Source organism: uncultured Pseudomonas sp. (assembly GCF_913777995.1).
Classification (GTDB): Bacteria; Pseudomonadota; Gammaproteobacteria; order Pseudomonadales; family Pseudomonadaceae; genus Aquipseudomonas.
The window spans coordinates 10,618-33,599 of the sequence record NZ_CAJYVE010000001.1; the positions used below are offsets into that span (position 1 = coordinate 10,618).

Genomic DNA, 22,982 nt, shown 5'->3' on the forward strand with positions numbered 1-22,982 from the left:
TGAACCATTGATGACGAGAACCCATGGCCACTCCCAGCGCTAGTTCTTATAACGCCGATGCCATCGAAGTCCTCTCGGGCCTCGACCCGGTTCGCAAACGGCCGGGCATGTACACCGACACCGCGCGGCCCAACCACCTGGCCCAGGAAGTCATCGACAACAGCGTCGACGAAGCCCTGGCCGGCCACGCCCGCTCGGTGCAGGTGATCCTCCACGCCGACAACTCCCTGGAAGTGATCGACGACGGCCGCGGCATGCCAGTGGACATCCACCCCGAAGAGGGCGTGCCCGGTGTCGAACTGATCCTCACCAAGCTGCACGCGGGCGGCAAGTTCTCCAACAAGAACTATCAGTTCTCCGGCGGCCTGCACGGCGTGGGCATTTCCGTGGTCAACGCGCTGTCGACCCAGGTGCGGGTCAAGGTCAAGCGCGACGGCAACGAGTACCAGATGACCTTCGCCGACGGCTTCAAGGCCTCGGACCTGCAAGTCATCGGCACCGTCGGCAAGCGCAACACCGGCACCAGCGTGCACTTCAGCCCCGACCCGAAATACTTCGACAGCCCCAAGTTCTCGGTCAGCCGTCTCAAGCACGTGCTCAAGGCCAAGGCGGTGCTGTGCCCGGGCCTGCTGGTCAGCTTCGAAGACAAGTCCAGCGGCGAGAAGGTCGAATGGCACTACGAGGACGGCCTGCGCTCGTACCTGCAGGACTCGGTGAACGACTTCCTGCGCCTGCCCGACGAGCCGTTCTGCGGCAGCTTCGCTGGTAACAAGGAGGCGGTGGACTGGGCCCTGCTGTGGCTGCCCGAAGGCGGCGACAGCCTGCAGGAAAGCTACGTCAACCTGATTCCTACCGCCCAGGGCGGCACCCATGTGAACGGCCTGCGCCAGGGCCTGCTGGACGCCATGCGCGAGTTCTGCGAATTCCGCAGCCTGCTGCCACGGGGCGTGAAGCTGGCCCCTGAAGACGTCTGGGAGCGCATCGCCTTCGTGCTCTCGACCAAGATGCAGGAGCCGCAGTTCTCCGGCCAGACCAAGGAGCGCCTGTCATCCCGCGAGGCGGCGGCGTTCGTTTCCGGCGTGGTCAAGGACGCTTTCAGCCTGTGGCTCAATACCCATCCCGAGCTGGGCATGCAACTGGCCGAACTGGCGATCAGCAACGCTGGCCGCCGTCTCAAGGCCAGCAAGAAGGTCGAGCGCAAGCGCATCACCCAGGGGCCGGCATTGCCTGGCAAGCTGGCCGACTGCGCCGGCCAGGACCCGGCGCGTTCCGAGCTGTTCCTGGTCGAAGGTGACTCGGCAGGCGGTTCGGCCAAGCAGGCACGCGACAAGGAATACCAGGCGATCCTGCCGCTGCGTGGCAAGATCCTCAACACCTGGGAAGTCGACGGCGGCGAGGTGCTGGCCAGCCAGGAAGTGCACAACATCGCTGTGGCCATCGGCGTCGATCCCGGTGCCACCGACCTCAGCCAGCTGCGCTACGGCAAGATCTGCATCCTCGCCGATGCCGACTCCGACGGGCTGCACATCGCCACCTTGCTGTGCGCGCTGTTCGTCCAGCATTTCCGCCCGCTGGTGGATGCCGGGCACGTCTACGTGGCCATGCCGCCGCTGTACCGGATCGACCTGGGCAAGGAGATCTACTACGCCCTCGACGAGAGCGAGCGCGATGGCATCCTCGACCGCCTGGTGGCCGAGAAGAAGCGCGGCAAGCCGCAGGTCACCCGCTTCAAGGGCCTGGGCGAGATGAACCCGCCACAGTTGCGCGAAACCACCATGGACCCCAACACTCGCCGGCTGGTCCAGTTGACCCTGGACGACTACGCCGCCACCACGGAAATCATGGACATGCTGCTGGCCAAGAAGCGCGCCGGCGACCGCAAGTCGTGGCTCGAAGCCAAGGGCAACCTGGCCGAGGTCATGATTTGAGGGCTGTCTGGCTGGCCCTGCTGGTCCTGCTGGCGGTGCCGGCCTACGCCCGTGTGCCGTTGCAGCAGCTCAAGCTGGTTTCCGAGCACCCCGTGGACGGCATGACCGGCGGCAACCTGTCGGGGCTGGCGGCCTGCAATGGCGTGCTGTGGACGGTATCGGACCGCGACGACCTGGTGTTGTACCGCCTGGAACGCAGCCAGCGGGTCTGGCAGGCCGAAGCGGTGCCCATCGAGGTGCCCCAGCCGCCCAGCGATCTGCCGGTAAGCCTGCGTTCGCTGGCCAGCCTGTCAGCGGTGGTGCGTGGCGGTGGTATGGATTACGAAGGCATCAGTTGCGACGCCCAGGGCAATCGCTACGTGGTCAGTGAAGCCCATGGCGCGGTGCTCAAGGTGCCTGTACAAGGCGTGCCCACCTGGCTGCCACTGCCCGCGCAGGTCATCCAGCAGGCGCGTGAGAAGGACATGCTGCAGCGCTTCAATGCCCTGTACGAAGGCATCGCCATCAGCCCGGACGGCGAGCAGTTGTGGCTGGCGGCCGAGCGCGAGCAGCGCGGCCTGCTGCAGGTGCGCTTCAAGGATGGCCAGTGGCAATGCCCGGACAGCTGCGTGCTCTACCATGAGGCCGGCGTGACCCCGGACAAGAACCGGCCCTTGCCGGACTTTTCCGATGTGTCGCTGTTCAACGGCAAGCTGTTCACCCTGGAGCGTTCGGTGTACCGGGTGTGCAGGCGCAGTCTGGACGACGGGCAGATCGAGCGCTGCTGGTCGTTCGCCAACGAGGCGCGCAAGCCAGAGCGTCTTTATGACCAGCCCTATGGTTTGACCGAGGCCCTGGTGGTCGACGAAACCGGCGCCTGGATCGGCACCGACAACAATTTCGGCGCCCGCGCCGATGGCGAAAAACGCCCCGTGGTCTGGCGCTTCGCCGCGCCGACCGGCGGCTGGAGTGCGCCATGAGCCAGCCTTTGCCCGGCCAGCGCGCCGGCAAGGTGCTGATGATCCTGGCCTGGGTGGCCGGGCTGTTCCTGGCCACTCGGCTGTTCGGCCTGTGGGAGGAACGCCAGTACAACCCTAACGCCGAAATGCTTTCCCAGCACGGCGACGGTTACATCGAAGTGCGCCTGGCCAGTAACCGTCAGGGGCATTTCGTCGGTACCGCGCGCATCAACGACCGCGAAGTGCCATTCATGATCGACACCGGCGCCACCGATGTGGCGGTGCCCGGTGAAGTGGCCGACGAGCTGGGACTGGAGCGCGGCCTGCCGGTCACCCTGAATACCGCCAACGGCCGGGTGCAGGGCTTTCGCACCCGGCTCGAACGCCTGCAGCTGGGCGACATCGTGCTCAACGATGTACGCGCTCTGGTCACCCCGAGCCTGGAAGGCCGGGAGGTTCTGCTGGGCATGAGCGCCATGAAACAACTCGAATTCACCCAGCGTGGCGGCACTTTGCTGCTGCGCCAGACGACCCAATGACGAGGCCCGCATGAGCGACTCCCTTGACCTCAGCCTGGATGGCGTAGAACGCCGTTCACTGGCTGACTTCACCGAACAGGCCTATCTCAACTACTCCATGTACGTGATCATGGATCGCGCCCTGCCGCATATCGGCGACGGCCTCAAGCCGGTGCAGCGGCGCATCGTCTATGCCATGAGCGAACTCGGCCTGGGCGCCGATGCCAAGCACAAGAAGTCGGCGCGTACCGTCGGCGACGTGCTCGGCAAGTTCCACCCGCACGGCGACTCGGCCTGTTACGAAGCCATGGTGCTGATGGCCCAGCCGTTCAGCTACCGCTATACCCTGGTCGATGGCCAGGGCAACTGGGGTGCGCCGGACGATCCGAAATCCTTCGCCGCCATGCGCTACACCGAAGCCCGCCTGTCGCGCTACTCCGAGGTGCTGCTCAGCGAGCTGGGCCAGGGCACCGTGGACTGGGTGCCGAACTTCGACGGCACGCTCAACGAGCCGGCCGTGTTGCCGGCACGCCTGCCGAACATCCTGCTCAACGGCACCACCGGCATCGCCGTGGGCATGGCCACCGACGTACCACCGCACAACCTGCGCGAAGTCGCCGCTGCCTGCGTACGCCTGCTCGACGAGCCCAAGGCCAGCGTCGAACAGCTCTGTGAACACATTCCCGGCCCGGACTACCCGACCGAGGCGGAGATCGTCACCCCGCGTGCCGACCTGCTCAAACTCTACGAAACCGGTCGCGGCTCGGTACGCATGCGTGCCGTGTACCGTGTCGAGGACGGCGATATCGTGGTCACCGCCCTGCCGCATCAGGTCTCCGGGGCCAAGGTGCTGGAGCAGATCGCCGCGCAGATGCAGGCCAAGAAGCTGCCGATGGTCGCCGACCTGCGTGACGAATCGGACCACGAGAACCCCTGCCGGATCGTGATCATCCCGCGTTCCAACCGCGTGGATGCCGACGAACTGATGCAGCATCTGTTCGCGACCACCGATCTGGAGTCCAGCTACCGGGTCAACATCAACATCATCGGCCTGGACGGCAAGCCGCAGCTCAAGAACCTCAAGACCCTGCTCAACGAGTGGCTGGTGTTCCGTATCGCCACCGTGCGCAAGCGTCTGCAGTTCCGCCTGGACAAGGTCGAGCACCGCCTGCACCTGTTGGAAGGCTTGCTGACCGCCTACCTGAACCTCGACGAAGTGATCCATATCATTCGCACCTCGGATCAGCCCAAGGCCGACCTGATCGCGCGCTTCCAGCTTTCCGAGATCCAGGCCGACTACATCCTCGACACCCGCCTGCGTCAGCTGGCGCGTCTCGAAGAGATGAAGCTGCGCGGCGAGCAGGACGATCTGCTCAAGGAACAGGCCAAGCTCCTGGCCCTGCTGGGTAGCGACACCAAGCTGCGCAAGCTGGTGCGCAGCGAGCTGATCGCCGATGCCGAAACCTACGGCGATGACCGTCGTTCGCCGATCGTCGAGCGCGCCGAGGCCCGTGCGCTGTCGGAAAACGAGCTGATGCCCACCGAACCGGTCACCGTGGTGCTTTCCGAGAAAGGCTGGGTACGCTGTGCCAAGGGCCACGACATCGACGCCACCGGGCTGTCCTACAAGGCCGGCGACGCCTTCAAGGCCGCCGCAGCTGGCCGTTCCAACCAGTTCGCGGTGTTCATCGACTCCACCGGACGCAGCTATTCGATCGCTGCGCATACCCTGCCATCGGCCAGGGGGCAGGGCGAGCCATTGACCGGCAAGCTGCAGCCGCCGCCGGGCGCCAGCTTCGAATGCGTGTTGCTGCCCGATGATGAGGCGCTGTACGTGATCGCCTCGGACGCCGGCTATGGCTTCGTGGTCAAGGGCGAGGATCTGCAGGCCAAGAACAAGGCGGGCAAGGCGCTGCTGAGCCTGCCGTCCGGTTCCAAAGTCATGTCGCCGCGCCCCGTGCTGGACCGCGAAAACCATTGGCTCGCCGCCGTGACCACCGAAGGGCGCCTGCTGGTGTTCCGTGTCAGTGACCTGCCGCAACTGGGCAAGGGCAAGGGCAACAAGATCATCGGTGTGCCGGGGGAACGTGTGGCCAGCCGCGAAGAGTACGTCACCGATCTGGCGGTACTGCCAGAGGGCGCTACGCTGGTGCTGCAGGCCGGCAAGCGCACCCTGTCGCTGAAGGCCGACGACCTCGAGCACTACAAGGGCGAGCGCGGCCGGCGCGGCAACAAGCTGCCGCGCGGTTTCCAGCGCGTCGACGCGTTGTTGGTGGAAAACGGCTGAGAATCCTCATTTATGGTGGGCCATCTTCGTTTTGCCATGAAGATCGCCGCATAATCGCTGGAGTCATAGCGAATATTCACGGATGATATGGGGTCTTCAGGCTTGGGCGTGGCCCAATGCCTGTATGACCCTGACGATTTTTCAATTTGTAACCTGCGGGACGCAGGTCGGACAGGACGATGAATCTTCTACGCCTTCCCATGATTCTGTTGATGACGGGTGTGCTCGGCATGGCCGGGTGCAGCGTGCATCAACCGGCTGCGCTCTACCAGCTCGACAGCGGTGAGCCCGGCCAGCCCAAGCAGAGTAGCGGCCTTGCCGTACTGTTGGGCCCGGTTTCGATTGCCGATTACCTGCAACGTGAAACCCTGCTGCAACGCCAGCCCGATGGAACCCTGACCGCCTCGGCGGATGGTCGCTGGGCCGGTAACCTGGCCTCCGACATCGATCAACTGCTGCTGCGCCAGGTGTCCTGGAAGCTCGACAGCCAGCGCGTGGTGCTGGCCCCGGCGGTCGCCAACTTCAGCCCTGATGTGCAGGTGTTGCTGTCCATCACTCGCCTGGACTCCGGTGCCCGCCAGCCCGCCATCCTCGACGCCCAGTGGCGCCTGCTGGACCGCAAGGGCAACGTGCGCGACAGCCGCCTGGTGCACCTGGAGGAGGTCCACAACGGCTCCACCGCTTCTCAGGTCAAGGCCCAGGGCATTCTGCTGCAGCGCCTGGCCGAGCAGGTCAGCACCGCGATCAAGCCGATTTCCTGGCAGGTCGACGAACCCAAGAAGGCTGCACCGGTGGTACGCAATAACAAACAGGCGGAAAAGCCCAAGATCCCCATGGCTTCGCCGATCCGCACCGACCTTGAGGTGTTCCGCTTCTAAGGCGGCAGAAATGCAAAACCCGCGCAATGCGCGGGTTTTTTGTGCCTGCAATTCTGAGCCTCGTCGCTGGGCTTGCCCCGCTCGGAGCGGTTATGTGACTCGGTAGGAGCCGCTTCAGCTGCGAAAGCGCGAGAAAATTCACTGCATCTGCTGTGAGCATGCGCTCGCTTCGCGGCTGAAGCTGCTCCTACCCGGTCTAACTGGCTAAAGCCGCCCCTACCGATATCAGGCCTTGTCGTGCATGCGCGCCAGCTGGCGTTCGAGCATGGACGGGTAGGGCTCCATGAGGCGTTCGACGCAGCAGGCGCCTTCCGGGCTGGCGATCGGACGGATACGGGCACGCTGGCGGATCAGGTCATCGTCGTTGACCGAGCGCTCGACCAGCAGCAGGTTGCGGCTGTGTTGCGACAGAGCCAGGGCGTCCTGGGCTTTCTCGGTCAGCAACAAGTCGATCTGGCTGAGGCCGGCCATGCCTTCGCCCAGGGTCAGGCCCAGCTGCAGTTGCAGGGTGATGCCGCTGTCGGCCACCTCGATCTGCAGGGCGTGGCTCAGGGCGCGCAGCAGCTCGCCGCAGCAGATGGCGTTGGTGAGGTAGTCGTCGCCGCTGACCTGGCTATGGAACAGCATCAGGGTGCTGCCGTCGTTGAGCGTATGCAGCTCGCCGTCATACAGCGACGCCGCCTGATCCAGGCAATCGCGATAGCGTTGCAGCAGGTCGGTCAGGCGCGCCTTGGGCAGGCGCCGCAGCTGGTCCTGGCCGCCCAGCTGCACGGCGAGGATCGCGCTGTGCTGTGGCTCGCTGGAAGCCGCTACGGCAGCCACCGGTTTGATCGACGGGCTGGAGTGATCGCGCAGGTCGGCGAACGGGTCTTCCTCGTCGTCCAGGTCTTCCTCGGCCACCAGACGGCGTGGCGCCGGTGCAGGCGGCAGGCGCGGCCTGGCAGGCTCGGCTGGGTGCCTGTCCGAAACGCTGAAGGCGTCGTCGGCTTCGATCAGGTCGTCGTCGGCCAGTTCGGGTTCCGGCTCCGGCTCGGGTTCCGGCTCCGGCATGGGCGGTGCGAACGAGGCGCGCAGCTGGCGGGCCAGATCACCGACTTCATCCTGACGCTCGGTGGCGGGTGTGTACGGGTCGATGTCGCGCAGCCACAGGCGCAGCTGCAGCAGTGGGGTGGAAATGTGCCGCCCGAGGCGCAGGCTCAGGACCAGCGCCAGGGCCAGTAGGATACCGGCGAGGATGCCCATGCTCTGCAGGCTGATGGTCATCGGCTGCTGGAACTGCGACATGTCCAGGCTGATGCGCAGCTGCCCGGCCATCACGTCCTGGAAGGTGATCTTGATTTCGTACAGGCCCTGGCTCTCGCCCAGCAGGCCATTCTTCGGTCGCTGGCCGGCCTCGGCGAGGATACGGTTGTCGACGCTGTAGATCGCGGCGTGCGCCACCAGCGGGTTCTTCACCAGGTTGCCGAGCAGCACGTTGAGGCTGAGGATGTCGTTGGACACCAGCAGTTCGGTCGCCGAGGTGGCGGTCTGGGTGGTCAGTGCCTGGCCCAGGGCATCGGCCTGCTCGTGCATGGCCTGCTTGAACTGCAGGCCCATCACTCCGGCATAGATCACCAGCGCCAGGGCCACGAGGATCACGTTGTGGCTGGCGATACGCAGGGCGATCGGTACACGGCGATGGCGCAGGGCACGGAAGATCAGCAGGAAGAAGTTATCGGTTTTTACAGGCGTGGGCCGGTTCACTGAGCACGGCTCTTTCGGTGAGGAAGTTGCCGCGCAGTATAGCGAGCGCCCCTGGCGTGGCAAAGCGCTGGCGGTGCCCGATGGTCCGCGAAAGTGGGTAGAATGCGGTTTTTTTCCACCTGCGGGGGTGCGCCTTGCGCGAAATCGTCCTGATCAACATTACCGGGAGTGATCGTCCGGGTCTTACTGCCGCCATCACGGGCGTGCTTGCCCAAGGTGGCGTGAACATTCTGGACATCGGTCAGGCAGTGATCCACGACACGCTGTCGTTCGGCATCCTGGTCGAAATTCCGGACACCAGCGCCGCCTCTTCGGTGCTCAAGGACGTGTTGTTCACCGCTCATGAACTCGACCAGCAGGTGCGCTTCACCGCTGTTTCCGAAGAAGACTACCAGCGCTGGGTCGATGGTCAGGGCAAGGCGCGGCATATCGTGACCCTGCTGACCCGCAAGGTCACTGCCGAGCAGCTGCAGTGCGTCAGTTCCATCACCGCCCGCTATGGGCTGAACATTGACCGCATCGATCGCCTGTCCGGGCGCATGCCACTCGACACCCCGGCCGACAAGGGCAAGGGCTGCATCGAATTCTCGGTGCGCGGTGAACCGGCCGACCCCAAGGCCATGCAGGCCGAGTTTCTCAGCGTGGCCCAGGAGCTGAGCGTCGACATCGCCTTCCAGCAGGATTCGCTGTTCCGTCGTAACCGTCGCCTGGCGGTGTTCGACATGGACTCCACGCTGATCGAGGCCGAAGTCATCGACGAACTGGCCAAGGCCGCCGGTGTGGGCGAGAAGGTTTCGCAGATTACAGAACGTGCGATGCGTGGCGAGCTGGATTTCCGCGCCAGCTTCAAGGAGCGCCTGGCGCTGCTCAAGGGGCTGGACGTCAGTGTGCTCGACGAGATCGGCGCCTCCCTGCGTCTGACCGAAGGTGCCGAGACGCTGTTCGCCGAGCTCAAACGCCTGGGCTACAAGACCGCCATCCTGTCGGGCGGCTTCACCTACTTCGCCCGCCAATTGCAGGCCAGGCTGGGGATCGACTACGTGTTCGCCAACGAGCTGGAAGTGGTCGATGGCCGGGTGACCGGCGTGGCGGTCGAGCCGATCGTCGATGCCCAGCGCAAGGCCGACCTGCTGCGTGAGCTGGCCCAGAAGGAAGGCTTGAGTCTGGAGCAGACCATCGCCGTAGGCGACGGCGCCAACGACCTGCCGATGCTGGCCATCGCCGGCCTGGGCGTGGCTTTCCGTGCCAAGCCGCTGGTCAAGCAGTCGGCCAAGCAGGCGATTTCCACCTTGGGTCTGGACGGCGTTCTCTATCTGCTGGGCCTGCGCGACCGCGAAGCACGGCAGTGAATGGCGGCGTAAGCCGGTAAAGGTGCGGCGGCTCAAGCCGCACCACCTGCGTCATGCGTCAAAGCGCTGAAGCTACAGAGATTCCCACAGCGACTCGAATTCCTCGCCGGGTTTCTTCTCCGGCTCGGCGGATTTCGGTGCCTCCAAGACCTGATATTCGAACTGGTTGTAGCTGGCACTGGCGATATGTCGGGTCTTGAGTGCGGCGCGCGTCTCTTCGCCGTTAACGTTGAGCAGCACCTTGCTGTCTTCCTTGAACGGCAGGCGCGGGGCCAAAACCATCGCCGGTTTGGTCATCGCACGCACCTCGGGCAGCATCAGGCTGCGCAGGTACTGGCTGTTCTGTTCTTCACGCAGCAACTGCATGCCGCACGGCTGGGCGAACGGCGCGATCAGCTCGATACCCATCTGCGTGCCGCCACTGCGCACCTGGCGCACCCAGCGCACGATTGCGATGCTCCAGCTTTGCCCGCTTTCATCCTGGATGCCGAGCAGTTCGCCGGCCTGCAATTGCGATGGCACTTCCCGTGGCCAGGCCAGGCAATAGCCGCCCGGGCTGTGGTTGACGATATTCAGCTCGTAGGTGGGAAAGTTCTGCTGGGCATTGCTGGCGTCGGTTTCACCATCGACCTGTGGATACTCGATTTCCTCGAACGGCAGCAGGGTCGAGGATGTGCCGCCTTTATGGGTATCGAACGCCTGCGACCAGGGGTCGTCGGCATTTTCGCTGGCGATCTTGAGCGTGAAGTCGGCTGCCTTGATCACGGCGGGCAGTTGCAGCAGTTCGCTGAACGAGCGCCGGCCCGCCAGGTAGTAATGCACCGCGCTCATGCCAATGCACACCCTCAGGCTGCCCTGGCCGGCCATGCGCTGGAACGTGCGCTCGGCGACATCCCCCCAGGCAGCCGCCAGGTGCTGCAGCAAGTCGGCGCTGACTCCGGCGGGCACGTAGAGGCGCGACTCGGCACGTTTCTCGATGGGCAGGTCCAGGTACTGCTGGATGGCGTTGGCCAGCGGCAGGCTGTTGATACCTTGCAGGCGCGGCAGCAGTTGCTCGCCGAACAGGTTGCGGTACAGCGGTGGTTTGTCGACGCCGGGGTCGACGGCGAACAGGCTGTCCTGTGCATTGGCATCCTGCAGGCGCACCATGGCGCTCCAGGACTCCAGTACTTCGCCCAGCTTGCCGATGTTGAGCTGGCGCATCTGGTTGCAGCGCGCGCAGCCGACCATCAACGCAATGAGGTAGGTCTGTTCCAGGGACAGGTTGCGCACATGGATGGCCTGTGGCTCTGCAATCGGCACCTGATGCACCTGGCACTGGCGGCCGATCTGGTAGATCTGATGCAGCTCCAGCCACAAGCCTTCCTGTACGGGGCAATACAGCTGGCTGGCACGGATCAGCGGCCCGTTGAGCGCGTGCGCGGCACGTTGCAGGGCAGTGGTAAGCAGCGGCGCATGCTCGCGGGTCAGGCGGGGGGCAATGCTGTTGATGATCAGCTTGTAGCCGGTGGCCAGGTGGTTCTGCAGGGCCTGGCAGAGATTGGCGACCTTGCGCGGACGCTCATCGAGCACGATGGCCTGGTTGAGGAAGTGGCGCTCCAGATGCTTGCAGACGAAATACACTTCCGGGCGCAGCGCTTCGAGCATCTGCAGGCGGATTTCACTGGGCACCAGCAGCTGGTTGATTTCGCTCAGGCCCTGATACAGCTGCTTGGCCATTTCGCCAAGGTTTGCTTTGGGCAGGGTCGAGATCCAGCGTTTCAGGTCGCGGGCGTTGGCTTCACAGAATGTCAGGCTCGACAGTGTTGGCGCGGGAACGCGCAACAACAGCGGAAAGCTCAAGTTACTCATGTGACAGGCAAACTCCACGTCTTGATGGCCCGAACGGTGGCAGTTGACTGACGCCGTTTGTGTCCCTGACCTGCGAGGGGCCAAGGAGGCGATAGTCAGACGCGCTGTGTCCTACAGCACCGATGTACCGACTGTACCAGCATTGGCCAAGGGTCGCAGCTGATCTGGCACAACGCCATGATCCTGGGAGTTTAAGAGGCCGTGGGCCGGAAATGGTTCCGGCCCCTGCGCAAATCAGCCTTACGCCTTGTGCCCCAGGGCCTGGCCCATGCGCACGGCGGACCCGGCGGTCAGACCTTCGGCCCAGCGAACCTGGTCGGGGCCGAACAGCACGATGGCGGTGGAACCCAGTTTGAAACGGCCCATTTCGGCGCCTTTTTCCAGCTCGATGGGCGCACGGGCGGCTTCATCGTAGCGGAAGGTCTTGAGCTGGCGCTTCGGTGGCGTGACCAGGCCGGCCCACACCGTCTCGACCGAGGCGACGATCATCGCGCCGACCAGCACCAGGGCCATCGGGCCGCGCTCGGTGTCGAACAGGCAGACCACCCGCTCGTTGCGGGCGAACAGCTCCGGAACGTTTTCCGCCGTAGTCTGGTTGACCGAGAAGATTCGTCCTGGCACGTAGACCATTTCCCGCAGCGTGCCGCCCAGCGGCATGTGCACGCGGTGGTAATCCTTGGGTGACAGGTAGACGGTGGCGAACTGACCGCCCATGAACGGCGCCGACAGCTGTGGGTCGCCGCCCAGCAGCTCCAGCACGCTGAAGCTGTGGCCCTTGGCCTGGAAGATGCGGCCCTGCTCGATCGGGCCGAGCTGGCTGATCGCGCCGTCGGCCGGGCACAGGATCGCGCCGGGCGTGTCGTCCAGAGGACGGGCATCAGGCTTGAGGGCGCGGGTGAAGAAGGCGTTGAAGTGCTCGTAGGCGGTCAGGTCCTCGACCTGGGCCTGCGACATGTCGACCTGGTAGCGACGCGCGAACCAGGCGGTGAAGGCGTTCTTGAACCAGCGCACCCGGCACTCGGCGACGCAGCCGGCCAGCCGTGACAGCAGGTGATGGGGCAGCAGGTACTGACTCAGGATAAACAGACGCTCTTTCATGGATCTTCCTAGGCTTTGTACGGAAAACCGGCCGAGGGCCGGCTGAAGCGAAAACGTGGGCTGGCGCGCAGTCTATATGAAAGCGCGCACCGATGAGCCTTTCAGTCCCGTCGATGGGGCGGTATCAGGATTCGACCGGGGTGTCGGGGTGGTTGCCCCATTCGCTCCAGGAGCCGGCGTAGGCCTTGACCCGCGGATACCCCAGGGCCTTGGCGGCCAGGTAGGTGAAGCCCGAGCGGCGATGGGTCTGGCAGTGGGTGATGATTTCCTTGTCCGGGGTGATGCCCCGCGCCTTCAGGCATTCGCCCAGGTCCTGGCGGATGCGCAGCTGCTGCGCCTTGTCCATGCCGTCGGTCCATTCGAAATGGATGGCGCCGGGAATGTGCCCGCCCTTGGCCGCCAAAACCTTCTGCCCGTGGTATTCGTCCGCGCCACGGGCATCCCACACCGCCAGGTCGTCGGCGCCCAGGCGGCTTTGCAGGTATTCACGGGTGGCGGTGGGTTCGTCGTGCAGGGTCAGGCTCACGGGGGTGCTGTGCGCTGCGGGAGTTTCCCGGGACAGCGGCAGGCCGGCGGCCTCCCAGGCCAGCAGCCCGCCATTGAGGTAGTGGTAGCGGCTGTGGCCGATGACATCCAGCAGCCAGATGAAGCGTCCGGCCCAGCCGCCGCCTTCGTCGTCATAGACCACGTATACCGCGTCGCTGCGGTGGCCGAGTTCGCCGAACAGGCGTTCAAGATCGGTGAGCGCCGGGGCCAGGCCCGGTGCCGGAGGCTGGCCCAGCTGGGTGCGCTTGGGTTCGATGAAGTGTGCGCCGGGAATATGACCGGCCTCGAAGCGTGCGGGGTTGGTCAGGTCCACCAGGATCAATTCCGGGGCATCGAGACGTGCGTGCAGGTCGCTGGGTTCGATGACCAGCGGCAAGTCGGTGAACACGGACATTTCAGCCTTCCTCATGAACGAAAGGCGAAGATTGTAGCCCAGCCCCGTCGGGAAAACTGCTGCGCAGCGACAGGACGCTGCGCGCCGCTCATTCGCCGGCGGGCTTGCCGGCGCTCTTCTGGCGGGTGAAGTTGGCCAGCGCCCGCTCGATGCACTGCACGGTCTTGCCGAACGCCTGCACGGTCACTTCCGACATGGGGTTGCCGCCCTGGTCGGCGATCGCCAGGATCAACACCTTGCCGTTGCAGCTCAGGGAGCGGATCAGGCTGTGGTGGCCCTTGAACAGGGTCTTGAGGATCGGCGGCAACAAGGCGGAAAACTGCGCATGGTTGGCGGGCGTCAGGCGCAACTGGGTGGGTTGCGCCAGCAGCCTTTCCAGTACCTTGCTCTGGCTGATCGGAAATTGCAGCGCGGCGTTTTCCTTGCCTAGCCCGGCCATCTGATGCACCCGCAGGGTGCCGGTGTTCTTGTCGGGCATCAGCAGCATCAGGCGTTGCATGCCCACGGCGACCATCGCGTCCCGTGCGGTGCTGAGCAGGCCCATGGCGTTATTGAAGGGGCTCGGCTCGACCAGCAGCTCGGCGCACAGTGTGCGCCAGCGTTGCAGGTCTTCGGTCGACGGTGCTGCGGCCGGTTCATGCCCGCTGGGGATGCGCCGGAACGACCAGGGCCACAACAAGGCTTCGGCCGGATGCCACAGGCTGGGGGCGGCATGCTGGCGCGCGCTGCTGGCGGCATTCTGGTGGGCCTGCTGCTGCACATCGTCCAGTGACTGCTGCAGGTACAGGCTGCTGAGCAGCTGCCAGCGCAGGCAGTGCGGGCTGTTCCAGGCCTGTTGCGCCGCCAGGGCAAGGCCATTGCCCATCAGCACCGTATTGGCCGGCTGGTTGAACCAGCGTTGCAGGTCCGGGTTAGCGTCAAGGTCACGCTGCTGTTGCAGCGGGTCGTGGTTCTCCCGGGCAATGCGCAGGGCCTTGACCCATTCGCGGCGTTCTTCGATCAGCACCGTGTAGCCGCGGGTCACCCACATCGGCAGGCGCCAGGCGTGCGCCAGGGCCAGGCACAGGTCGAGCAGCTTGACGCCGAACAGTTCCTGTTCGACGGTGCGACTCGACTCGCCCTGATGGATCACGCGTAGCTCCCACTCCTCGAGAAGCTTGGGATGGGCCAGGGCCATCGGCCACAGAGGGGCCAGAAACAACAGGCTGCCCAGGTGGATGTCCTGCCAGAGGCGCGCCAGGCGACTGGCGAACAGGCCGTTGGCCTGTTGCGTGGCGTGCTGGCTGATCAGGATCAGTTGCCGGTAGGCCTGGGGAATCTCTTGCAGCGGCTTGGCTGGCAGGCGGTTGAGCAGCATCTCGGTCTTGCTCAGACCCAGGCGGTTGAGCGCGACCTCAAGGCTTTCCGCCGGCTCGGTGATGCCGTGGGTGTGCTGGTTGGCTTCGCGCAGCACGCTCAGCACCAGGGCCGGGCTCTCGTGCATCATGTCGGCGATGTCGCGCAGCGAGCGGCGGCTGTCGTTGAGTGCGGCGCGCACATGGGTGTGGTTGATCTGCGGCACCGGCAGCGCCAGGTCATCCAGCTGCTTGACCCAGGCGTCCAGTGTCCGGGGTCTAGGTAACGTCGTGTGGCTTGCAGAAGGCATACGGAAGACCTTTGTATTGAGCGCGTGCAGCCCTGGTTTGTACGTATCAGGTTTTGTACGAAAAGTGCCTGCGCTCGGCCATGCTGCGTTAAAAACAGCTCGGAATGCTCATTTACTCCAGTAAACTCCGCTTCCTCGCCTGTTTTTGCCTTGCCTGACCTTCGCTCGCCGACTTTTCGTATAAAACCTAAGAGCTCAGTGCGTAGTGTATTGTTACACCCCGTTTCGAAAGCGAAACAGGTTTTTCATCCGATCAGGCCTATAGTCTGGCTCACCGAGGCCGATAAGAAGAACAGCAGCGCCCTGATCCGCCGCACCTGTCCCTGAACCCGACTCAACAAGTATTTTTTACCTATGGCTAAAATCATCGGCATCATTGTCGTTTTCGCGAGCGTTCTCGGCGGATACGTGCTGTCCCACGGTCACCTGGCGGCCCTGTTTCAGCCGTTCGAAATCGTCATCATCGGCGGTGCCGCCCTGGGGGCCTTCATTCAGGCCAACCCTGGCTATATGACCATGCACGTGTTCAAGAAGTCGCTGAAGATGTTCAGTTCGCGCTTCACGCACGCCTATTACCTCGAGGTGCTGGGCCTGGTCTATGAAATTCTCAACAAGAGCCGTCGCGAAGGCATGATGGCCATCGAAGGGGATATCGAAGAGCCCGCCTCCAGCCCGATCTTCGCCAAGTACCCCGGTGTGCTCAAGGACGACCGCATGACCGCGTACATCTGCGACTACCTGCGCATCATGTCGTCCGGCAACATGGCGCCCCACGAGCTCGAAGGCCTGTTCGACATGGAACTGCTGAGCATGAAGGAAGAGCTGGAGCATCCTTCCCATGCCGTGACCGGCATCGCCGACGGTATGCCCGGCTTCGGTATCGTCGCGGCGGTACTGGGTATCGTGATCACCATGGCCATGCTCGGGGACGGCGACAAGGCCGCGATCGGTCAGCACGTGGCGGCGGCACTGGTGGGTACCTTCTTCGGTATCATCGCGGCCTACGGTTTCTTCGGTCCTCTGGCGCAGTGTCTGGCCCACGACGCCAAGGAAGAGATGAACGTCTACGAGTCGATCAAGGCTGCCCTGGTGGCCTCGGCTTCCGGCATGCCGCCTTCGCTGGCCGTCGAGTTCGGCCGCAAGGTTCTGTACCCCGCTCACCGACCCAGCTTCAGCGAGCTGGAGCAAGCAGTACGCGGTCGCTAAGCCATGGAAAATAACCAGCCGATTATCGTCAAGCGCGTAAAGCGCTTCGGCGGCGGACACCACGGTGGCGCCTGGAAGATCGCCTTCGCCGACTTCGCCACGGCGATGATGGCGTTCTTCCTGGTGCTCTGGCTGCTGTCGTCCGCGACGCCCGAGCAACTGGTGGCCATTGCCGGTTACTTCAAGGACCCGGTCGGCTTCAGCGACAGTGGCTCGCCTTATGTGATCGACCTTGGCGGCTCGCCGGAGATGTCGCCGAACCAGACCCTCAACCCCGAGGTAAAAAGCACCCCCAGCCCGGACACCGTGCCGATCGAATCCGACACCGCCGAGGCCAAGGCCGAGCAGGTGGAGCAGGAACGTCTGGAAATGCTGCTGCAGGAGCTGCAGACCAAGATCGAGCAAAGTCCTGAGCTGCAGAAGTTCAAGGACCAGATTCTGCTGGAGATCACCCCGGACGGCCTGCGGATCCAGATCGTCGACGCCGACAACCGGCCGATGTTCGACTCGGGCAGCGCACGCTTGAAGCCGTACTTCGAGGATATCCTGCTGACCTTGGCCGACACCATCAAGCAGGTGCCGAACAAGATCAGTGTCAGCGGCCATACCGATGCCAAGCCTTACGTGGGTAATGGCGAGTTCGGTAACTGGGAGCTGTCGGCCAACCGTGCCAACGCCGCGCGCCGTGCGTTGATCGCCGGCACTTACCCGGAAGGGCAGGTGGCTCGGGTGGTGGGTTTCGCGTCTTCGGCGCTGTTCGACCGCGACCACCCGCTGAACCCGATCAACCGTCGCATCGATATCGTCGTGCTGACCAAGAAGGCTCAGCAGCGCATCGAAGGTGGCCAGGGCAGCGCAGAGCCTGCCAAACCCGCTCCCGCCACGCCTGCGGCGCCCGGTGCGGCGGCTCCCGCAGCCCCGGCGGCAGCGCAGCCGGGCGCCGCGCAATCGAACGTGGTGCAGCCCCGCGAGTTGCGCGAGCGAGTCAATATCTTCGATCAGGGTCCGCTCAAGCCGCCGGGTTCCGCTCAGTAATCGCCCGGTCGCCGCATGACAAAGGCCGCACCCTTCACCGGTGCGGCCTTTGCATTTTCAGTATTCGTCTTGCGGCAGGCTGGCCAGGATCGAGCGGTAGCTGTGCATGCGCTGTGGGTGGATGCGGCCCTCTTCAAGGGCCTTGAGCAGCGCACAGCCCGGCTCGCGATCGTGCTTGCAGTCGCGGAAGCGGCAGGTGCCGAGCAGGTCCCTGAACTCGATGAAGCCGGCCTCGACGTCGTCGCGGCTGACGTGAACCAGGCCGAATTCGCGGATGCCCGGTGAGTCGATCAGGTCGCCCCCGCCGGGGAAGTGGAACAGCCGCGCGGTGGTGGTGGTGTGCGTGCCTTGCCCGGAAAACTCCGACAGCGGCCCTACGCGGGTGCCCACCTCGGGCAGCAGGCTGTTGACCAGCGACGACTTGCCGACCCCGGACTGGCCGACGAATACGCTGACCTGGCCATCCAGGCGCTGTTGCAACTGCTGCATGCCATCGCCCTGGTGGGCCGAGACCTCCAGCACCGGGTAACCCAGGCCGCGATAAACCGAGAGCAGATCTTCAAGGCCCGGACCGTTGCGTTCGTCGATCAGGTCGGCCTTGTTGAGCAGCAGCAGGGGGTGAATGCCGGCATGCTCGGCCGCCACCAGGTAGCGGTCGATGAGGTTGGCATGCGGTTCGGGCATGGGCGCGAAGACAATGACGATCAGGTCGACGTTGGCCGCCACCGGCTTGAGCAGCCCGCGTGAGTCCGGGCGGCACAGCTCGGTGCTGCGTGGCAGTTGGGCGACGATGACGCCGGTGCCCTGGTTGCCGGCCCGCCATACCACCTTGTCGCCGGTGACCAGCGCTGGCAGGTTGGCCCGCAGGTAGCAGCGGTAGGTCTGGCCGCGGTGCTCGCCGTCCTGGGCTTCGACCTCGACCTGTACGCCGAAGTGAGCGATCACCAGGCCGAACTCTTCCGGGCCCAGGTCGCCGCCTTCGAGAATCTCCAGGGCCTGGGATTCGCGTTTGGCGGCGCGCGCGGCACGCTCGCCCTGGATCTTTTCGATGCGCCAGTTCTGGCGGCGATTGAGTTGGCGTTTGGCCATGGGATTCCCGGTGAATAAGCTCGAACGCGCGATACTAGCATGCCGGGGCTGGGCTAAACTGCGCGCCTGTGCTGAGGAGCCGATATATGCAAAGCAAGAGCAACCTGATCTGGATCGACCTGGAAATGACCGGCCTGGATCCAGACAATGACGTCATCATCGAGATGGCCACCATCATCACCGACAGCGAACTCAACACCCTGGCCGAGGGGCCGGTGATCGCCGTGCACCAGAGCGACGAGATCCTCGCCGGCATGGACGAATGGAACACCCGTCAGCATGGCGGTTCCGGGCTGACCCAGCGGGTGCGCGAGAGCACCATCGACATGGCGCAGGCCGAGGCCATGACCCTGGCGTTCATCCGCCAGTGGGTGCCGGAGCGCAGCTCGCCGATCTGCGGCAACAGCATCTGCCAGGACCGCCGTTTCCTGTACCGGCACATGCCGACCCTGGAGAACTACTTCCACTACCGCAACCTGGACGTCTCCACGCTCAAGGAGCTGGCGGCACGCTGGGCGCCGGAACTGAAGTTCAAGAAGGGCAGCACCCACCTGGCGCTGGACGACATCCGTGAATCCATCGCCGAGCTGCGTTTCTACCGCCAGCACTTCATCAAGTGACAGCACCGGGCCGGCGCGCTGAATACTTTTGCCTGCACCCTTTCAGTGCGCCGGCCGGCTGGATAGACTGCGCGCCTTTGTCGCTGGGGAGCGCGCCATGTTGTTGATGCTGTATTTGATGGCGATCACCGCCGAAGCCATGACCGGTGCGCTGTCTGCGGGCCGACGCGGCATGGACTGGTTCGGCGTGGTACTGATCGCCTGCGTGACCGCCCTGGGCGGTGGCTCGGTGCGCGACGTGCTGCTCGGGCACTACCCCCTGACCTGGGTCAAGCACCCTGAATACCTGGTGCTGACCAGCGTTGCGGCGCTGGTGACCATCTTCATCGCGCCGCTGATGCGCCACTTGCGTTCGCTGTTCCTGGTGCTCGATGCCCTCGGGCTGGTGGCCTTTACCCTGATTGGCTGCATGACCGCCCTGGAGGCCGGCCACGGCATGCTGGTCGCTTCGGTGTGCGGCGTGATTACCGGGGTCTTCGGCGGCATCCTGCGCGACATCTTCTGCAACGACATCCCGCTGATCTTCCGTCGCGAGCTGTACGCCAGCGTGTCGTTCCTGGCCGCCTGGTGCTTCCTGTTGTGCCTGCACCTGAGCGTTGCCCAGGATCAGGCGATCCTCATCACCCTGTTCGGTGGGCTGCTGATGCGTCTGCTGGCGATTCGCTTCAAGTGGGAAATGCCCAAGTTCGTCTACAAGGACGACCACTGACCGCAGCCCTGGACCCTGCGAGGCGAGGAGCCTTCAGGAGGCTTGGGCCCTCTGGGCGTGCTGCCTGATGGCCCATTCGACATGTTCGCGAACCAGTTCCGAAGGATGCTCGCGGCGTGCTTCCAGGGCCTGCAGCACCGGGATGGTCGACGGGGCGTTGCCCAGCCCCACGGCCAGGTTGCGTAGCCAGCGCTCGTAGCCGGCGCGGCGCAGGGGCGAGCCTTCGGTGCTGCTGAGAAAGCGCTCTTCATCCCACATGAACAGCTCGGCCAGCCCGGCGTTGTCCAGGTTGTGGCGCGGCTGGAAATCCGCCTGCGCGGTGGGTTTGGCGAAGCGGTTCCACGGGCAGACGATCTGGCAGTCGTCGCAGCCGAATACCCGATTGCCGATCAAGGGTCGCAGATCCTCGGGGATGGCGGTCTTCAGCTCGATGGTGAGGTAGGAGATGCAGCGCCGTGCATCCAGCACGTAGGGGCCGGCGAAGGCGGCAGTGGGGCAGATGTCCAGGCAGGCCGTGCAGCGCCCGCAATGTTCGCTGGCATGGGGCGGGTCGACCGGCAGCGGCAGGTCGACGAACAGTTCGCCGAGAAAGAAGAAACTGCCGGCCTGACGGTTGAGCACCAGGGTGTTCTTGCCGATCCAGCCCAGCCCGGCCTGTTCGGCGATGGCCTTTTCCAGTACCGGGGCGCTGTCGACGAAGGCCCGGAAGCCGAACGGTCCGATGACCTGCTGGATGCGCTCGGCCAGCTGCTGCAGGCGTTTGCGCACCAGCTTGTGGTAATCGCGGCCCAGGGCATAGCGCGAGACGTAGGCTTTTTCCGGTTCGGCCAGGCGCTGGTTCATCTCGCTGTCGCCGGGCAGGTAGTCCATGCGCAGCGATACCACGCGCAGGGTGCCGGGCACCAGTTGCTCTGGGTGGGAACGTTTGCTGCCGTGCGCGGCCATATAGTCCATCTCGCCGTGGTAGCCCGCTTCCAGCCAGCGTTGCAGGTGCGCTTCATGCTCCTTGAGGTCCAGGCCACTGATACCGACCTGCTGGAAGCCCAGTTCGCGGCCCCAGGTCTTGATCGACAAGGCGAGTTCGACGAGCTGGTCGTCGGTCAGGTGTGCGGTGCTAGAGGACATGCGAGAGGGAGAAACCGGGACCAAGATGCGTATAATTCTGCCAGATATCGGAGCCCATAGACGCATGTCAGACCCTCAGACCCCTTTGCCCGACGTACTGTACGCTGCCGCGCAGGTCCGCGACCTGGATGCGCGGTTGATCGCCGCCGGCACGCCGGGCGCCGAGCTGATGCAGCGCGCCGCCCACGCCACCTGGCGCGCGCTGCGGCGGCGCTGGCCGGATGCCGGGGTGCTGAGCGTACTGGTCGGGCATGGCAACAACGCCGGAGACGGTTACCTGATTGCCGCACTTGCGCTGCGCGCCGGCTGGCGTGTGCGTGTGCATGCCGTCGGCGACCCGACAGCCCTGCGCGACGATGCCGCCGCCGCACATGCGCAGGCCGTGAGCGCCGGCGTCGAGATTCACGATGGGTGTCCGCAGGGCCTGGAGGGCGTGGTGCTCGATGCGTTGCTGGGTACCGGACTCAATGGCGAGGTGCGCGAACCCTATCGTTCGGCCATCGAAACCATCAATGCGGCCGGGCGCCCTGTGGTTGCTGTGGACATTCCTTCCGGGCTGTGTGCCGACACAGGCCGGGTCCTGGGTGCTGCGGTACGCGCCGACCTCACGGTGACCTTCATCGGCCTGAAGCTGGGGCTGTTCACTGCCGAAGCGCCCGATCATGTCGGCCAGCTGGTGTTCGACGACCTGCAGGCCGAGCCGTCGCTGGTGGCCCAGGCTCCATCGGCTGCCACGCGTCTCGACACCTTCAACCTGCCCACCCTCGCACCGCGTCCGCGGACTGCCCACAAGGGGCAGTATGGGCGGGTGCTGGTGGTCGGTGGCGACCATGGCTTTGGCGGTGCCGCCCTGCTCAGTGCGCAAAGTGCCCTGCGCAGCGGTGCCGGCATGCTGACCCTGGCGACCCGCCCTGAACACGTGGCGGCTGCGCTGGTGCGCATGCCTGAGGTCATGAGCGCTGGGGTCAGTTCTGCCAACCAGTTGATGGGGCTGGTCGAGGCGGCCAGCGTGCTGGTTGCCGGTCCCGGGCTGGGGCAGGGCAGTTGGGGGCGCAGCCTTCTTTCGGCGCTGGCCTGCGCCGACAAGCGGCAGGTGTGGGACGCCGATGCGCTCAACCTTCTTGCCGCCGGTGAAGTGCAGGTGCCCAAGGGAGCGGTCATTACCCCGCACCCCGGCGAGGCTGCGCGCCTGCTGGGTGTCGACACCCGGAAGGTCCAGCAGGATCGTCCGGCGGCCGCGCGCCAGCTGGCCGAGCGCTACGGCGTGACCTGTGTGCTCAAGGGCAGCGGTAGCCTGATCGCCGCGCCCGATGGGCGCCTGGCGCTGTGCGACCGTGGGCACCCGGCCATGGCCAGTGCCGGTCTGGGCGATGTGCTGGCCGGGGTGATCGGCGCCCTGCTGGCCCAGCACCTGGAACCCTTCGAAGCGGCCTGCCTGGGTGTGTGGCTGCACGCCCGTGCCGGCGAACTGGCAGGCCAGCAGGGCCGGGGCTTGCTGGCCAGCGATTTGATCGATGAAATACGCCGCCTGTTGGAGGAGCTGCAACCTTGTCTGAAATAACCCTGCAAGTAGACGGCGAAGAGGCGATGGTCGCCTTGGGCGCACGCCTGGCGCAGCTCTGCGCGGCGCAAGGCGTGATCTTTCTCGAAGGCGACCTGGGCGCGGGCAAGACCACCTTGTCCCGCGGGTTGATTCGCGGCCTGGGCCATGAAGGTGCGGTCAAGAGCCCGACCTTCACGCTGGTGGAACCCTACGAGATCGGTGAACGACGGGCTTTCCATTTCGACCTGTATCGTCTGGTCGACCCGGAAGAGCTGGAATACATGGGTATTCGCGATTATTTCGACGGCCAGGCGCTGTGCCTGATCGAGTGGCCTGATCGCGGCGCAGGCTTTTTGCCAAAGCCCGACCTGACCATTACCATTACGCACCATGATCGCGGCCGTGCCGTGACCCTGAAGCCGCAAGGCTCGCGTGGCGAAAGCTGGTGTGCCGCTCTCGCCCTGGAATCCAAGTAGATAC

At 64.8% G+C, this 22,982-nt stretch carries 19 protein-coding genes; 12 read left to right on the forward strand and 7 right to left on the reverse strand.

Annotated elements, in window-relative coordinates; all coding sequences use genetic code 11:
• The first annotated feature begins 23 nt into the window (after positions 1-23).
• The 5 genes from parE (at position 24) to QZ497_RS00070 (ending at position 6,549) form a co-directional block, all read left to right on the forward strand.
• Positions 24-1,928: a DNA topoisomerase IV subunit B gene (gene parE, locus QZ497_RS00050; RefSeq protein ID WP_295469806.1), complete on the forward strand. Its 1,905-nt coding sequence runs from the start codon at positions 24-26 to the stop codon at positions 1,926-1,928.
• Positions 1,925-2,887, forward strand: coding sequence for an esterase-like activity of phytase family protein (locus tag QZ497_RS00055; RefSeq protein ID WP_295469808.1), 963 nt, complete (start codon positions 1,925-1,927; stop codon positions 2,885-2,887). The genes parE and QZ497_RS00055 overlap by 4 nt, the downstream gene beginning before the upstream one ends.
• Positions 2,872-3,405, forward strand: a complete 534-nt coding sequence (locus tag QZ497_RS00060; RefSeq protein WP_295469887.1) for a TIGR02281 family clan AA aspartic protease — start codon at positions 2,872-2,874, stop codon at positions 3,403-3,405. The genes QZ497_RS00055 and QZ497_RS00060 overlap by 16 nt, the downstream gene beginning before the upstream one ends.
• 10 nt (positions 3,406-3,415) lie before the next feature.
• Positions 3,416-5,671, forward strand: a complete 2,256-nt coding sequence (parC, locus tag QZ497_RS00065) for a DNA topoisomerase IV subunit A (protein WP_295469810.1) — start codon at positions 3,416-3,418, stop codon at positions 5,669-5,671.
• A 179-nt stretch (positions 5,672-5,850) separates the two neighbouring features.
• Entirely contained in the window at positions 5,851-6,549 is a 699-nt protein-coding gene (locus QZ497_RS00070; RefSeq protein WP_295469813.1) for an ABC-type transport auxiliary lipoprotein family protein, read from the forward strand.
• Positions 6,550-6,774: 225 nt separating this feature from the next.
• On the opposite strand, the gene QZ497_RS00075 is transcribed toward QZ497_RS00070, so the two are convergent.
• Positions 6,775-8,292 (reverse strand): histidine kinase, encoded by a 1,518-nt coding sequence (locus QZ497_RS00075; RefSeq protein ID WP_295469815.1) that lies wholly within the window; start codon positions 8,290-8,292, stop codon positions 6,775-6,777.
• Between the two features lie 134 nt (positions 8,293-8,426).
• Here QZ497_RS00075 and serB point away from each other — a divergent pair, with 134 nt between their 5' ends.
• Positions 8,427-9,641, forward strand: coding sequence for a phosphoserine phosphatase SerB (gene serB / locus QZ497_RS00080; protein WP_295469818.1), 1,215 nt, complete (start codon positions 8,427-8,429; stop codon positions 9,639-9,641).
• A gap of 72 nt (positions 9,642-9,713) precedes the next feature.
• On the opposite strand, the gene QZ497_RS00085 is transcribed toward serB, so the two are convergent.
• From QZ497_RS00085 to QZ497_RS00100, 4 genes are all read right to left on the reverse strand, one after another.
• A complete protein-coding gene (locus tag QZ497_RS00085) occupies positions 9,714-11,492 on the reverse strand; it encodes a molecular chaperone (RefSeq protein ID WP_295469820.1) in 1,779 nt (592 codons plus the stop codon).
• A gap of 240 nt (positions 11,493-11,732) precedes the next feature.
• The gene (asd, locus tag QZ497_RS00090; protein WP_295469823.1) at positions 11,733-12,590 is read right to left on the reverse strand and encodes an archaetidylserine decarboxylase; all 858 of its coding nucleotides are present in this window, start codon (positions 12,588-12,590) and stop codon (positions 11,733-11,735) included.
• Between the two features lie 124 nt (positions 12,591-12,714).
• A complete protein-coding gene (locus tag QZ497_RS00095) occupies positions 12,715-13,530 on the reverse strand; it encodes a rhodanese-like domain-containing protein (RefSeq protein ID WP_295469826.1) in 816 nt (271 codons plus the stop codon).
• A gap of 88 nt (positions 13,531-13,618) precedes the next feature.
• Positions 13,619-15,175, reverse strand: a complete 1,557-nt coding sequence (locus QZ497_RS00100) for an HDOD domain-containing protein (RefSeq protein WP_295469828.1) — start codon at positions 15,173-15,175, stop codon at positions 13,619-13,621.
• A gap of 354 nt (positions 15,176-15,529) precedes the next feature.
• Here QZ497_RS00100 and motA point away from each other — a divergent pair, with 354 nt between their 5' ends.
• Positions 15,530-16,381: a flagellar motor stator protein MotA gene (gene motA / locus QZ497_RS00105; protein ID WP_295469830.1), complete on the forward strand. Its 852-nt coding sequence runs from the start codon at positions 15,530-15,532 to the stop codon at positions 16,379-16,381.
• Between the two features lie 3 nt (positions 16,382-16,384).
• Entirely contained in the window at positions 16,385-17,416 is a 1,032-nt protein-coding gene (gene motB / locus QZ497_RS00110; protein WP_295469832.1) for a flagellar motor protein MotB, read from the forward strand.
• A gap of 57 nt (positions 17,417-17,473) precedes the next feature.
• Here the strand turns inward: motB and rsgA are convergent, their stop codons facing one another.
• Positions 17,474-18,505, reverse strand: coding sequence for a small ribosomal subunit biogenesis GTPase RsgA (gene rsgA, locus QZ497_RS00115; protein ID WP_295469835.1), 1,032 nt, complete (start codon positions 18,503-18,505; stop codon positions 17,474-17,476).
• Between the two features lie 86 nt (positions 18,506-18,591).
• Here rsgA and orn point away from each other — a divergent pair, with 86 nt between their 5' ends.
• Both orn and QZ497_RS00125 read left to right on the forward strand, forming a co-directional pair.
• Complete coding sequence (gene orn, locus QZ497_RS00120) at positions 18,592-19,125, forward strand: oligoribonuclease (RefSeq protein ID WP_295469838.1); 534 nt, start codon at positions 18,592-18,594, stop codon at positions 19,123-19,125.
• Positions 19,126-19,222: 97 nt separating this feature from the next.
• Positions 19,223-19,834, forward strand: coding sequence for a trimeric intracellular cation channel family protein (locus tag QZ497_RS00125; RefSeq protein WP_295469841.1), 612 nt, complete (start codon positions 19,223-19,225; stop codon positions 19,832-19,834).
• Between the two features lie 33 nt (positions 19,835-19,867).
• On the opposite strand, the gene queG is transcribed toward QZ497_RS00125, so the two are convergent.
• Positions 19,868-20,959: a tRNA epoxyqueuosine(34) reductase QueG gene (queG, locus tag QZ497_RS00130; RefSeq protein ID WP_295469844.1), complete on the reverse strand. Its 1,092-nt coding sequence runs from the start codon at positions 20,957-20,959 to the stop codon at positions 19,868-19,870.
• A gap of 64 nt (positions 20,960-21,023) precedes the next feature.
• Between queG and QZ497_RS00135 the strand changes: the two genes are divergently transcribed.
• Both QZ497_RS00135 and tsaE read left to right on the forward strand, forming a co-directional pair.
• Positions 21,024-22,520 carry an NAD(P)H-hydrate dehydratase gene (locus tag QZ497_RS00135; protein WP_295469846.1) on the forward strand — a complete coding sequence of 499 codons (1,497 nt, stop codon included), beginning with the start codon at positions 21,024-21,026 and terminating at the stop codon, positions 22,518-22,520.
• Positions 22,508-22,978, forward strand: coding sequence for a tRNA (adenosine(37)-N6)-threonylcarbamoyltransferase complex ATPase subunit type 1 TsaE (gene tsaE, locus QZ497_RS00140; RefSeq protein ID WP_295469848.1), 471 nt, complete (start codon positions 22,508-22,510; stop codon positions 22,976-22,978). The genes QZ497_RS00135 and tsaE overlap by 13 nt, the downstream gene beginning before the upstream one ends.
• Positions 22,979-22,982: the final 4 nt, after the last annotated feature.

Coding starts and splice junctions, on each gene's coding strand:
- parE (WP_295469806.1), top strand. CDS start 24: ATGGCCACTCCCAGCGCTAGTTCTTATAACGCCGATGCCATCGAAGTC.
- parC (WP_295469810.1), top strand. CDS start 3,416: ATGAGCGACTCCCTTGACCTCAGCCTGGATGGCGTAGAACGCCGTTCA.
- QZ497_RS00070 (WP_295469813.1), top strand. CDS start 5,851: ATGAATCTTCTACGCCTTCCCATGATTCTGTTGATGACGGGTGTGCTC.
- QZ497_RS00085 (WP_295469820.1), bottom strand. CDS start 11,492: ATGAGTAACTTGAGCTTTCCGCTGTTGTTGCGCGTTCCCGCGCCAACA.
- asd (WP_295469823.1), bottom strand. CDS start 12,590: ATGAAAGAGCGTCTGTTTATCCTGAGTCAGTACCTGCTGCCCCATCAC.
- QZ497_RS00095 (WP_295469826.1), bottom strand. CDS start 13,530: ATGTCCGTGTTCACCGACTTGCCGCTGGTCATCGAACCCAGCGACCTG.
- QZ497_RS00100 (WP_295469828.1), bottom strand. CDS start 15,175: ATGCCTTCTGCAAGCCACACGACGTTACCTAGACCCCGGACACTGGAC.
- motA (WP_295469830.1), top strand. CDS start 15,530: ATGGCTAAAATCATCGGCATCATTGTCGTTTTCGCGAGCGTTCTCGGC.
- motB (WP_295469832.1), top strand. CDS start 16,385: ATGGAAAATAACCAGCCGATTATCGTCAAGCGCGTAAAGCGCTTCGGC.
- rsgA (WP_295469835.1), bottom strand. CDS start 18,505: ATGGCCAAACGCCAACTCAATCGCCGCCAGAACTGGCGCATCGAAAAG.
- orn (WP_295469838.1), top strand. CDS start 18,592: ATGCAAAGCAAGAGCAACCTGATCTGGATCGACCTGGAAATGACCGGC.
- QZ497_RS00125 (WP_295469841.1), top strand. CDS start 19,223: ATGTTGTTGATGCTGTATTTGATGGCGATCACCGCCGAAGCCATGACC.
- queG (WP_295469844.1), bottom strand. CDS start 20,959: ATGTCCTCTAGCACCGCACACCTGACCGACGACCAGCTCGTCGAACTC.
- QZ497_RS00135 (WP_295469846.1), top strand. CDS start 21,024: ATGTCAGACCCTCAGACCCCTTTGCCCGACGTACTGTACGCTGCCGCG.